Genomic DNA, 11,535 nt, shown 5'->3' with positions numbered 1-11,535 from the left:
GGGGACGCCGATGCGGACGCCGCCCCCGGCGCGGACTCCGAGGAGGTCGACTGGGAGATGGCTCCGGACTCGGACGCCGACTTCCCCGCGGACCCAGAGCGCGTCGCGTTCCTCCGCGAAATCGCCGACGACATCTACGGCGAGTCCTCCGAGAGCCGGCAGGTGTCGGCCATCCTCTACCGCGTCAGCGACCTCTACGACCCCGACGGCGACACCTCGCCCGAGGAGATTTACCTGAACGTCCGCCACATCATGGACATCAAGGCGCAGGGCGGCATCGACCGCTGAAGCTGACTCCCCCGACCGCCCGCTTCGTGCCTCTCCCCCGCCTCACAACCGACCCGCAACCGACCCGCAACCGACCCGCAACCGACCCACAACCGACGCCAGTCGATTCACTTCCGCTTTTCTCGATTCCGCGGTTCGAGCGACTGCGCCGTCTTTACACACGTCTCCGCCTGTTCGCCCCGTGTTTACTTTCACCACGCACTCGCCGACTCGGCTGCCCCCCGTCAGCGAGGGTGCGACTCGATTATCTGCGCGGACCGGGCGGGTTTTGGTCCCGGAGCCGAATTCGAGGGTGTGGACGCACACCAACGCCAGTTCCGGAACCCCTTCTCGATGGACACCGACTGCACGAACTGCTCGGCGCTCTGCGAGACGCGCGAGCAGGTCGTCCACGGCTACGGCGACGTGGGCGCGGAGTTCCTGTTCGTCGGCGAGGCTCCGACCGCGGCCGCGGAACGGACGGGCGTCCCCTTCACCGGCGACGAGGCCGGCCAGCGCGTCCAGCGCATCCTCGGCGACCTCGGGTTCGTCCGGTCCGAGCCTGACGCCGACGAACCGGACGTGCAGAACGTCTTTTTCACGTACCTCACGCGCTGTCGCCACCCCGACCGCGGGCCGACCGACGACGAAGTGGCGACCTGCGAGCCCTACCTGAACGCGGAGATTCGGATGATAAACCCACACATCATCGTCCCCGTCGGACAGGCCGCACTGGAGGCGCTCGCGTTCGACTACACCACGCGCGCGGCCGACAGCTTCGACGTCGACGCGGAGCACGCGACGACCATCCGCGGCCGCGGCTTCGAACTCGTCCCGATGAAGGAGCCGGAGCGCCTGACCGACGCAGACGCCGAGGCGTTCGTCGAACACGTCCGCGAGTCGGTGTTCGGCCGAGACTACCGACAGACGAAGGGTCGGCAGAGTCGCTGAGACGGGGCGGTACGCGGAGGGTCCAGTCTTCGCCGGCCTCCGACTTCGCCGGGCCACAAGCGGCGGGTTCAAGAGTTCCCCGGCGCGAGGGGAGGGTATGACGGTCATCGCCGTACTCGCCGAACCGCCGCGGCCGGGACTGGTGCTTTCGGAACTCGCGGAGACGAGTCCGCTCACCGAAGCCGAAGCCGCGGAGCTCTACGCCGCGATGCTCAAAGACGTCTGTATCGCCGTCGAGCGGTCGGGCGGCGACCTCCTCGTCAACTACCGCACCGAGGACGACATCCCCGACGAGTTCGCCGGGGACCACGACTCGGAAGCCGAGATTCGGAGCGTCGTCGCCGACGCCCTCGGCGGCACCGACGACGCGCGGTTCGAACCGCAGGTCGGGTCGTCGTTCTCCGCCCGCGCGGGCAACACCGTCTCGCATCTCCTCAACGAGGAGGAGGTCCACTCGGTCGCCGTCGTCCGCCCGGTCGCGCCGCTTCTCGGGCGCACCCACATCGACAGCGCGGCGATGAAACTCCGGAGTACGCCGGTCGTCCTCGGGCCCTCGACGGAAGGGCGCGTCTACTTCTCGGGCTTTCTCGACCCCATCGACTTCACCGACGCCTACGCGGAGCCGGAAGTCGAGACGCTCGCCGAGCGCGCCGACGACGCGGGCCACGGCCTCGACTACGTCCCGATGCTTCCCGTCCTCGAAACCGGCGCGGACCTCGCCACGGTCGTCCCGATGCTCCGCTCCCGGGTCGAATCCGAGCGCCTCGTCCCCGAGCACACGACGACGTTCGTCTTCGAGAAGGGGCTTCGAGTCGAATCGACGGACGGCGTGTTGGAACTCGTCCGCGACTGAGCGAAGCGACAACACTTAGGTATCCGACGCAAAACTGTCGTGCGAAGGTGGGATGGCGGAGTGGCCTAACGCGCCTGCCTTGAAAGCAGGTTTCCTCACGGAATCCTGGGTTCAAATCCCAGTCCCACCGCATTTTCACACGAATCACTACGCCGCGCAGTGCGCATCGTGCGCGGCTCTGTGAGTGGAAATCGGAGACGGACTGGGATTTGAAGCAGCGAGCGGAGCGAACGACGTGAGCGGAGCGAGTGGGGTTCAAATCCCAGTCCCACCGCATTCTCAGAGAACCGAGACGCGCAGGTTTAGCTGCGCGTCTCCGGTGAACGCGTGCTGTGGAGACGACTGGGATTTGAACGAGACGAGTTGCAGCCCGAGCGGAGCGAGGGACCGTCTCGGCGTCGTTCAAATCCCAGTCCCACCGCACCCTCGCTAAGCGACACCAACGACCCCGCAAAAAGCGACCCACCGCCCACAACCCGCTCAGAACTGGTACGCCATCATCACTTCGTCGACGTGCTCGTCGCCGATGGTGTAGTGGTCCCTGCGAATCGCTTCGGTCTCCCAGCCGTGGTCGCCGAGGAACTCCAGCGCGCGGTCGTTCGTCATCGGAACGCTGTTGTACACCTTCCGGAAACCGTTGGCTTCGGCCCAGTCGAGGCCGCGACGAAGCAGGAGGCTCCCGATGCCCAACCCGCGGTAGTCCTCCTTGACGCCGACGGTCTGCTGGGCGGTCTCGCGGATGCGCGACACCTGCGGGAGTTCGAGGTGCGTCCAGCCGACGACCTCCTCGCCGATGGTGGCCACGAAGAACACCCGAGACTCCACCCGGTTGTGGCGCGTGACCGCCTCGTCGTAGAGGAGTTGCTCGGCGATTGTCTCGGCGACGACGTACGTCTCTTCGGAGGTCACGTCGCGAATCGCGTCGACGAGGCCCTCGAAGTCCCGTTGGCGACCCGGTCGGATGGTGACGATTCCCGCGTCGGTCTCGTGTTCCTCGATAGCGCCCACGTCGAGCGCCAACTGGAGCGTGCCGCCGTCTTCTTGGAGATAACCGCGGGATTTCAGCCGCTCCAGTTCGGTTCTGAACTCGTCGGACGAGACGGGCGCAACGTCGAGGAGGACGTTTCGCTTGGCGGTGCCATGCCGCTCGACGTACTCGTAAATCAGCTTGCTGGCCTCGGATTCGAACGTCGGGCGCTCGGTCGCTCGCATGACTCCAAGAACGATGGCGTGCCACGCGTATATTTCTTGTTCATCGGTAGCAAACGGCACGAGTAGACGAGGCGGCTCGACCGCGACGTTCCGCGTGACAAATCCCCACAAATGCGTAACGGCTTTGAATCGGCCTGCCAACACTCGGGTATGGATTGGCCACACGACCCGGACGGCGAAGAGGGGAGCGAAGGCGGACGCAAGTACGGCCAGGCGGTCATCGCGAAGAAGGTCAACGAAGACGAGGACTTCCCGCTGAACAAAGCGGAGTTCGTCGAGGAGTTCGGCGACCACCCCATCCGACTCGACTACGAACGCGTTGTCTCGCTCGCGGACATCTTCGAGCACGTCGAAGGCGAGGAGTTCGGGGACTTCATCGAACTGCACAAGGCAGTCGGCAAGGCGATGCGCGAAAACGACTTCTGGTTCTACGAGGGCGCAGCGCAGTTCGTCACCGGCAAGAAGGCGTAAGCTTCGAGACCCCGATTTTCGACCCGCGACGCCGCGTTAGTTGTCGGGCCCGCGAGACGAGGTCCGCTCTTGGACTTTCCGTTCGATAGCGTCGCGCTCCCAGGTGCGCGTCTCGTCGCCTTCGACTTCCGCTTGGACTTTCTCTTCGAGCAGCGTGACGGCGACGCTGTTGGCTCCCTCGGGAATGATGAGGTCCGCGTGTTTCTTCGTCGGCTCGATGAACTGCTCGTGCATCGGCTTGACCGTCGAGAGGTACTGGTCGATGACGCCCTGCAGGTCGCGTCCGCGGTCGATAGCGTCGCGCTGGATGCGCCGGAGGATGCGAACGTCGGCATCAGTCTCCACGTAGAGTCGGAGGTCGAGCATCTCGTTTACGTCCTCGTCGTAGAGCGCGAGAATCCCTTCGAGGATGATGACGTCGGTCGGTTCGACGGTGTTCCGCTCGGGTTTCCGGTTGTGTATCTCGAAGTCGTACTGCGGCATCTCGACGGCTCTCCCCTCCAGTAGCTCCGAGAGCTGTTCGTACAGGAGGCCCCACTCAAACGCCGAGGGGTGGTCGTAGTTCACCTGCTCGCGTTCGTCCATCTCCAAGTGACTCTGGTCTTTGTAGTAGTTATCAATCGGAATCCGCGTCACGGACTCGCCGACGTTCTCCGTGATGAGTCGGGCCACGGTGGTCTTGCCGGCACCGCTCCCCCCCGCGATACCGATAACGAACGACGGGATAGTCATTGTTCCAAAGACGCCCGCGAACGGGTTTGAACGCAGCGGTTCACCGGCTTCGGCGCGGTCGTATATAAAACACGATGTCTGACGTTCTCACACAGCCGATTCTCGCACCGCCGTCGGTCGCAATTATCATGGCTTTTCAAACGTAGGGAGTAAGTTTTATAAGTAGGAGTTGCCATTGCCTTTCACATGGTACGTGATATCGTACGCCGCGACTTCCTCAAGGGAGTGGGAGCCGCGGGCGCGGCAGGCTTGACTGGCTTATCCGGATGCATCGGTGGCGGTGGCGGTGGCGGCGGTCCCGAAGGGCTCGTCGTCATCGGCTACCCCGAAAGTGGTATTCAACTGTTCCGTGACTACTACAGCGCGTCCGACGGGAGCGAGGAGATACTCGTGCCCGACGGGATGCGCTCTGGGTCGATGCCCGGACAGGTCGGCAACGACATGGAGAACGTCACCGGGACGGCCCCGGCGGCCGGCGGTCCGAACCAAGACACGTTCAACCAGCTGTTCCAGGACGAATACGGCTCTGCACCTGGCGTCTTCACGTCGCAGACGTACGACTCGGTCGCGATTCAACTGCTCTCGAACGCTGCGGCCGGCGAGAACTCCGGTCCGGCCATCAAAGACCAGATGCGCCGGATGGCGAACCCCGGCGGAATGACCGTCGGACCGGACAACCTCGTCGAGGGTATCGAGGCTGCCGCGAACGGCGAAGACATCGACTACCAGGGCGCGTCCTCGTCGGTTAACTTCGACGAGAACGGCGACCCGGCAGAAGCCGCATACGCCATCTGGGAGTTCGACGCCGAGAACAACGCCACGTCGAGCGTCGAGACGCAGTCGTTCGCCGGCGAGAACCCCGACGGGAACGGCCCGTCCGCGGACAGCGGCCCGGGCGGTTCCGACCGCGAGATGTCGGTCGGCATCCTCCTGCCCGAAACTGGTGACCTCGCGGCCGTCGGTGCGCCGATGATTCAGGCCGCACAGATTCCGGTCATACAGGTCAACGATGCCAACCCGGCCGGACTCTCCGTTAACGCGCAAATCGAAGACACCCAAACGTCCCCGGACGCCGGTGTCTCCGCCGCGCAGTCGCTCGTCTCCGCGGGCGTCCCGTCCGTCTGTGGCTCCGCGTCGTCCGGCGTGAACGTCCCCGTCTCACAGCAGGCGTTCATCCCGAACGAAATCGTCGGTTGCTCGCCGTCCTCGACGGCGCTGTCCGTCTCGAACCTCGAAGACAACGACTTCATCTTCCGGACTGCACCGTCCGACTTCCTGCAGGGCCGCGTCATGGCGCAGGTCATGGCCGAGCGCCTCGAAGTCAGTTCGGTCTCGACGCTGTACGTCAACAACGACTACGGCCAGCAGCTCTCGGAGCGCTTCTCGAACGTGTTCAGCGACTCGTTCGACGGCGAAGTGTACAACCAGGTCGCGTTCAACATCGGCGAGTCGTCGTACTCCTCCGTCATCGAGACGGCGCTGTCCGGCCCCGAGAACTAAGACCGACCCGACAGACCCGACTTTTCTTTCGTCGACGACGACGCGAGCGGCCGCGCTCGGTCACTGCGTCACGCCTCCACCATAGTTCCACCACGCTCCCGCCGAGCGTCCATGACGGCACAAGACACTCATACGACCGCTGACAGGTGTACGTCGATGAAGCGCCGCGCCCTCCTCTCGACGGTCGCCGGCTCGGCCCTCGGGCTCGTTGCCGGCTGTCTAGACGACTCGGACGAATCGGTCGAGACTCCCGCGAACCCACAGACGACCACGGCGACGACCGACCCCCCGACCGATTCGACGACCGAGACCGACACGTCGGAACCGGAGCCGGACACCAGTGTCGGTCTCTCGGTCGTCAACGAGGACGACGAGCCGCACACGCTGTCGGTCCGAGTGACCGACGGCGACGAGACGCACTTCGACGGGTCGCTCGACATCGGAGCGGGGCCCGGCCGCGGACGGAGTGTCGAGAACGAACTCGTCGGTGAGGGTACCTTCCGCGTCGTCGCGGAACTCGAAACGGGCGCGACGCTCGACTACGAGTGGACGGTCACGGACGAGGCGCGCCACCTCGAACTCGTCGTCACATCCGACGCCGCCCTCGAACCGCGGCAGCGCGTGACGCCGGACCTCGACGACGCCGACCTCCCGTACGCGGTTCCGGGCGCGACGGACATCTTCGCGCCGCCGACCGCGAAGATTCGGAACCGGAGCGATGACGACGTTCGGCTCACCGTCGCCATCGAACGCGACGGGACTCGCTTTTTCGAACACACCTTCGACGCGGCGACCGACCGAGATGTTTCGACGCCGGCGCTCGTGAAGTCCCACGGCACTTACGAGGTGTTCGTAGAGGCCGAAGACGGACGCACCGCGGCCCACGAGTGGCACATCCCGGAGAAGTGGGCGTGGCCGACGCTCGCGGTCCTCGTCGCGGAAGACGGGTCGATCCGAGTCGGCTGTGCGTGGCCGAAGCGGTCCTCGGTTCACGTGAAAAACGAGGGTGAGACGGAACGCGACGTGACCCTGACGCTCCTCCGACCCGATGATTCGGACACCGCCGGTGACGGCTCGGACGCCGACGGGACCGGCTCCGAGGACGCGGTCGTCTCAGAGACGACGCAGACCGTCCCACCCGGCGAGTCGAACGTCGCGTTCGACGTTCCAATCGGCGACAAGTACGAGTTGACCATCGAGACGCCCGTGGGGTCGGAGACGGTCGCCTACGCGGCGTGTTACTGCTGGAACACGAGCACGACGGTGACGCTCGACGGCAGCCTCTTAGTCGAGTCGTACCAGTACGTCTGCGACTGACGAGCGAAAAATACCGCGGCTTCCCGAAGGCGGTACGGGCTATCCGCCGAGGAAGTCCTGCCGGACCTGTTCGTCTTCGAGGAGCGCGGTGCCGGTGTCCATGTAGCGGTTCTGTCCGTTGGCGAGGACGTAGCCGCGGTCGCAGCGCCGGAGCGCCTCCTTCGCGTTCTGTTCGACCATCAGGACGGCCGTGCCGGCCTCGTTAATCTCGTCGATTTTGTCGAACATCTCCTCGACGAGATCGGGCGCGAGCCCCGCCGACGGTTCGTCTAACAGCAGCAGGTCGGGGTCGAGCATGAGCGCGCGCCCCATCGCGAGCATCTGCTGTTGCCCGCCGGACATGGTGCCCGCCTTCTGGTCTTTCCGCTCTCTGAGGATGGGGAACCGCTCGTAGACCGCCTCCATGGCGTCCTGCGGCACCTCGTCGAGGATGTACGCGCCCATCTCGAGGTTCTCCTCGACCGTCAGCGTCGGGAAGATGTTGTCGTTCTGCGGGACGTAGCCGATGCCGACGTGGATGATGTCTTCGGGTCGACGCCCGGTGATGTCCTCGTCTTTGAACTGGACCGTTCCGCCCATGTGGGCGGTCAGGCCGAAGACCGACTTCATCGTCGTCGACTTGCCGGCCCCGTTCGGCCCGACGATGGTGACGTACTCGCCGTCGAACACGTCCATGTCGACGTCGGTGAGAATCTGGAGGTCGCCGTAGCCGGCGTCGAGGTCGCGGACGCGAAGGAGCACGTCGTCGCGTCCTTCGACGCCCGCACCGCTCGTCGCGTCGGTGTTGGCGTCGACGCTCATACGTTGCCCCCGAGGTAGGCCTCGATGACCTCTTCGTTGCTCCGAATCTCGTCCGGCGTCCCCTCCGTGAGCACCGAGCCCTGGTGGAGGACGATGACGTGTTCACAGTTGTTCATGATGAGGTCCATGTCGTGTTCGACGAGCAGGAACGTGTAGCCCTGCTCGCGGAGTTCGTGTACGTGTTCGAGCAGTTTCTTCTCCAGTGTGGGGTTGACCCCGGCGAACGGCTCGTCCAAGAGCAGCATGTCGGGGTCGGTCAGAAGCGCCCGCGCCATCTCGAGCAGTTTGCGCTGGCCGCCGGAGAGGTTACCCGCGTACTCCTCTGCGATGTGGGCGATGTCGAAGAAGTCGAGCACCTCCCAGACGCGTTCGAGCAGTTCCTCTTCCTGTTCGCGGACGTCGTCGCGGACGCCCGGCATGACGGAGCGCCACAGCGTCTCGCCGCGCTGGTGTTTCGGCGCCAGCATCATGTTCTCGAGGACGGTCATCTCGCTCAGTTCGCGGGCGATCTGGAACGTCCGAACCATCCCGCGGTTGGCGATTTCGTGCGGCTCCTCGCCGGTGATGTCCTCGCCGTTGAACGTGACCGTGCCGGCGTCGGGCTTGAGCATGCCCGTGATGAGGTTGAACGTCGTCGACTTGCCGGCCCCGTTGGGGCCGATGAGACCCGTGAGCGACCCGGCTTCGACCTCGAAGCTGGCCCCGTCGACGGCGGTGATGCCACCGAAGGACTTCTCCAAACCTTCGACCTGAAGCGGGTAGTCGACCGACGTTTCGACGCCGGAGGCGAACGCGCCGAGCGCCCCTTCGTCGACCTTGTTCGCTACGTCTTCGACCGGCTGGTCCGCGGCGTCACTCATCGGTCTCACCTCCCTGAGCCGGGGAATCGACGCCGCCGTCGGTGCGGACCGAGTCGTCGCTGCCGCCGTCGGCGGCCATCGACTTCGGCCGCGACAGCGGGATGACGGACGCCGTCTCCTTGCGGTAGCCGAGCATCCCCTCCGGCCGGTTGTGCATCAGCCAGATGAGCACGAGCCCCATCACGACCAGTTGGAGCTGCCGGATGCTGTCGACCGTGTACAGGAGGAACGGCACGGGGTCGAACTGCGAGATGAGCGGCGAGATGGCCTGCCCGAAGCCGGACGGCGAGTCGAGGTTGGGGAACACCGCCGACACGAGGTTCTGGAAGTACCGCGGCCCCTGGTAGAGCACCGCCGCGAAGACGGCGCCGCCGAGGACGCTCCCCGTGTTCGAACCGGCCCCGCCGATGATGAGTGCGATCCAGACGAAGAACGTCACGCGCGGGCGGAAGAAGTTCGGCGTCACCGCGCCCTGCGGGACGAGCCAGAGGATGCCGGCGAGCCCCATGAGCGCACAGCCGAGCATGAACGACTTGATTTTGAACCGGTCGGTGTTCTTGCCGAGGGCGTTCGCCACGTCCTCGTCCTCGCGGATGGCCTTCAGCACGCGACCGAACGGCGACTCGCCGGTGCGCTTGAGTAGCCAGTAGAACGCCGCGACGAACCCGAGGAGCAACAGCCCGTAGACGAGGCCGTCGACGACCGGCTTGGGGTTCCTCGGCACGAGGACTTGGAAGGCGTCGACGAAGCCGAGATACCCGTTCCAGAGACCGACGCCGCGAAGCAGCGCCTCCAGCGGCGGAGCGAAGTCGAGGATGAGACCCGACCCGCCGCCGAATCCGACGCGGTTACCGAACAGCTGGAACTGCTGGAGTTCGCCCGAGAGGAAGCTGAACCGGACGATTTCCGACATGGCGATGGTGACGATAGCCAAGTAGTCCGCCCGCAACCGGAGCGCCGGGAGCGCAACCACGAGTCCCAAGAGCGCGGCCGCGAGCATTCCAGCGAGGATGCCGACCCAAAGCGGCAGGCCGAGGCCGCCGACCTGCGCTGCGCCGCCGGCGACGTACGTCGGCTTCGTCACGATTGCCGTGACGTAGACGCCGACGGCCATGAAGCCGACGATGCCGATGTTGAACAGCCCGGTGTACCCCCAATGGAGGTTGAGCGCGAGCGACAGCATGGCGAAGACGCCGATGTAGAACGTCAGCGTCGCGATGGAGTTGAGTTGACCGCGGAGCGTGTATCCCAGAACGAACCCCGCGAGGATGTACGCGAGGTACGTCCCGAGGAGGACCAGTACGATGAGGCCCGCGTCGCCGCCCGGGATGCGGGCGGTGAAGTCGTCGCGGACGCTCATGCGGTCGCCCTCCCGCTGAACAGCCCGGACGGTTTCACGAGGAGGATGACAATCATGACGATGAAGGCCGCAGCCCGCGAGAACGCCGAGGGAATCCACAGGACCGACATCGACGCCGTCAGCCCGATGACGAGGCCGCCGGCGATGGCCCCGTAGATGGAGCCGATGCCGCCGAGGATGACCGCGGCGAAGATGAGAAGCAACAGGAGCCACCCGTCGTTGAACCCGAGCGTCCCTTTCCAGAGGATGAACATGTACCCCGCGACGCCGGTCAGCCCGCCGCCGATAATCCACGTCGCGCGGACGACGCGCTCGGTCGAGATACCGGTGATGAGCGCGAGGTCCTTGTTGTCGGCCATCGCGCGCATCGCCTTCCCGAGTTTCGTCCGCTGTAAGAGGACGTGGACGCCGAGCATCAAGGCCGAGGCGACCACGAGAAGCGTGATGTCGTGGGCGTTGATGAAGACCGTACCATCGATGAAGTACAGCGACACCGACGGCGGCTGAGCGGTCGTCCCGCGCACGTCAGAGCCGAAGACGAACTGCATCAGGTAACGCAGCGCGAACGCGACGCCGATACTCGTGATGAGAAGGGTGATGCCGTCCTCGTTCCGAATCGGTTTGAAGATGGTGCGGTCGACCGCGAGCGACAGCGCGATAGCGAACGCGCCGGAGACGACGATGCCGGCGACGACCGCGAGCGGCGTCGAGAGCATCCCGATGCCGAGCGTTCCGCCGTAGACCGACCCCCCGGCCCCGACGAGCAGGAGCGCGCCGATGTCGGCACGTCCGAGTCCGGCGATGAGGTACGTCGTCGCCCACCCCGAGAAGGCCCCCGCGGTGATGTAGTCGCCGTGCGAGAAATTAGCGAAGTTTAGAATGCTGTACGTCATCGACAACCCGATGCCCGCGAGGCCGATTACGAGCCCCCGCATCAGACCATCCCAGACCAGCGTGCCAATGTCGGCAAACTGCGTCTGCCCTGTTGCTAACCCGCGAAGCAAGTCACCGAGAAGTACGACTACGATGACCGCCAAGACGAGCGCGAACGGACGCTCGATGGCGAACTGCCTGCCACGGGAGTAGGTTTCGGCAATACCCATTGATAACTATCCTCATGATATGTGCGGACGATAAACATAGATAAATCTTTCTTCATCGGTCGTCTTTACTGACCACGCTTGGCACCCCGCAGGGCCGCGATTACCTGA

The 11,535-nt window shown here is 65.0% G+C and carries 12 protein-coding genes and 1 tRNA gene; 7 read left to right on the top strand and 6 right to left on the bottom strand.

Features of this window, described 5'->3' with window-relative positions; genetic code table 11:
• The 4 genes from ATB1_RS00450 to ATB1_RS00435 form a co-directional block, all read left to right on the top strand.
• The coding region (locus tag ATB1_RS00450) for a hypothetical protein (RefSeq protein WP_042661766.1) at positions 1–288 on the top strand (288 nt) is incomplete at its 5' end.
• 294 nt (positions 289–582) lie between these two features.
• Positions 583–1,218 carry a uracil-DNA glycosylase family protein gene (locus tag ATB1_RS00445; protein ID WP_042661765.1) on the top strand — a complete coding sequence of 212 codons (636 nt, stop codon included), beginning with the start codon at positions 583–585 and terminating at the stop codon, positions 1,216–1,218.
• A gap of 97 nt (positions 1,219–1,315) precedes the next feature.
• Entirely contained in the window at positions 1,316–2,071 is a 756-nt protein-coding gene (locus ATB1_RS00440; protein ID WP_042661764.1) for a hypothetical protein, read from the top strand.
• A gap of 46 nt (positions 2,072–2,117) precedes the next feature.
• Positions 2,118–2,201: transfer RNA gene (locus ATB1_RS00435), tRNA-Ser, on the top strand.
• Positions 2,202–2,551: 350 nt separating this feature from the next.
• Here the strand turns inward: ATB1_RS00435 and ATB1_RS00430 are convergent.
• Entirely contained in the window at positions 2,552–3,283 is a 732-nt protein-coding gene (locus tag ATB1_RS00430; protein WP_042661763.1) for a GNAT family N-acetyltransferase, read from the bottom strand.
• A 150-nt stretch (positions 3,284–3,433) separates the two neighbouring features.
• Here ATB1_RS00430 and ATB1_RS00425 point away from each other — a divergent pair, with 150 nt between their 5' ends.
• Positions 3,434–3,754 carry a DUF5785 family protein gene (locus tag ATB1_RS00425; RefSeq protein ID WP_042661762.1) on the top strand — a complete coding sequence of 107 codons (321 nt, stop codon included), beginning with the start codon at positions 3,434–3,436 and terminating at the stop codon, positions 3,752–3,754.
• Between the two features lie 36 nt (positions 3,755–3,790).
• On the opposite strand, the gene udk is transcribed toward ATB1_RS00425, so the two are convergent.
• Positions 3,791–4,486, bottom strand: a complete 696-nt coding sequence (gene udk / locus ATB1_RS00420; protein ID WP_042661761.1) for a uridine kinase — start codon at positions 4,484–4,486, stop codon at positions 3,791–3,793.
• Positions 4,487–4,672: 186 nt separating this feature from the next.
• On the opposite strand from udk, the gene ATB1_RS00415 reads away from it, so the two are divergent.
• Entirely contained in the window at positions 4,673–5,986 is a 1,314-nt protein-coding gene (locus ATB1_RS00415; RefSeq protein WP_042661760.1) for an ABC transporter substrate-binding protein, read from the top strand.
• Positions 5,987–6,142: 156 nt separating this feature from the next.
• Positions 6,143–7,303, top strand: coding sequence for a hypothetical protein (locus tag ATB1_RS00410; protein WP_042661759.1), 1,161 nt, complete (start codon positions 6,143–6,145; stop codon positions 7,301–7,303).
• Between the two features lie 39 nt (positions 7,304–7,342).
• On the opposite strand, the gene ATB1_RS00405 is transcribed toward ATB1_RS00410, so the two are convergent.
• The 4 genes from ATB1_RS00405 to ATB1_RS00390 are packed head-to-tail and all read right to left on the bottom strand — an operon-like array spanning position 7,343 to position 11,259.
• Positions 7,343–8,104: an ABC transporter ATP-binding protein gene (locus ATB1_RS00405; protein WP_042661758.1), complete on the bottom strand. Its 762-nt coding sequence runs from the start codon at positions 8,102–8,104 to the stop codon at positions 7,343–7,345.
• A complete protein-coding gene (locus ATB1_RS00400) occupies positions 8,101–8,964 on the bottom strand; it encodes an ABC transporter ATP-binding protein (RefSeq protein WP_042661757.1) in 864 nt (287 codons plus the stop codon). The genes ATB1_RS00405 and ATB1_RS00400 overlap by 4 nt, the downstream gene beginning before the upstream one ends.
• Entirely contained in the window at positions 8,957–10,324 is a 1,368-nt protein-coding gene (locus ATB1_RS00395; protein ID WP_042661756.1) for a branched-chain amino acid ABC transporter permease, read from the bottom strand. The genes ATB1_RS00400 and ATB1_RS00395 overlap by 8 nt, the downstream gene beginning before the upstream one ends.
• Positions 10,321–11,259, bottom strand: coding sequence for a branched-chain amino acid ABC transporter permease (locus ATB1_RS00390; protein ID WP_198526004.1), 939 nt, complete (start codon positions 11,257–11,259; stop codon positions 10,321–10,323). The genes ATB1_RS00395 and ATB1_RS00390 overlap by 4 nt, the downstream gene beginning before the upstream one ends.
• Between the last annotated feature and the right edge of the window lie 276 nt (positions 11,260–11,535).

This window comes from Haloferax sp. ATB1, from assembly GCF_000730175.1.
The sequence above is the reverse complement of the archived record's forward strand: the minus strand, read 5'-3'. Positions and strand labels throughout refer to the sequence as shown.

What these genes read in the sequence shown, in the direction of transcription:
- ATB1_RS00390 (WP_198526004.1), bottom strand. Translation starts at nt 11,259, where the DNA reads ATGCGGGGGCTCGTAATCGGCCTCGCGGGCATCGGGTTGTCGATGACG.
- ATB1_RS00410 (WP_042661759.1), top strand. Translation starts at nt 6,143, where the DNA reads ATGAAGCGCCGCGCCCTCCTCTCGACGGTCGCCGGCTCGGCCCTCGGG.
- ATB1_RS00395 (WP_042661756.1), bottom strand. Translation starts at nt 10,324, where the DNA reads ATGAGCGTCCGCGACGACTTCACCGCCCGCATCCCGGGCGGCGACGCG.
- ATB1_RS00405 (WP_042661758.1), bottom strand. Translation starts at nt 8,104, where the DNA reads ATGAGCGTCGACGCCAACACCGACGCGACGAGCGGTGCGGGCGTCGAA.
- ATB1_RS00440 (WP_042661764.1), top strand. Translation starts at nt 1,316, where the DNA reads ATGACGGTCATCGCCGTACTCGCCGAACCGCCGCGGCCGGGACTGGTG.
- ATB1_RS00425 (WP_042661762.1), top strand. Translation starts at nt 3,434, where the DNA reads ATGGATTGGCCACACGACCCGGACGGCGAAGAGGGGAGCGAAGGCGGA.
- udk (WP_042661761.1), bottom strand. Translation starts at nt 4,486, where the DNA reads ATGACTATCCCGTCGTTCGTTATCGGTATCGCGGGGGGGAGCGGTGCC.
- ATB1_RS00430 (WP_042661763.1), bottom strand. Translation starts at nt 3,283, where the DNA reads ATGCGAGCGACCGAGCGCCCGACGTTCGAATCCGAGGCCAGCAAGCTG.
- ATB1_RS00400 (WP_042661757.1), bottom strand. Translation starts at nt 8,964, where the DNA reads ATGAGTGACGCCGCGGACCAGCCGGTCGAAGACGTAGCGAACAAGGTC.
- ATB1_RS00415 (WP_042661760.1), top strand. Translation starts at nt 4,673, where the DNA reads ATGGTACGTGATATCGTACGCCGCGACTTCCTCAAGGGAGTGGGAGCC.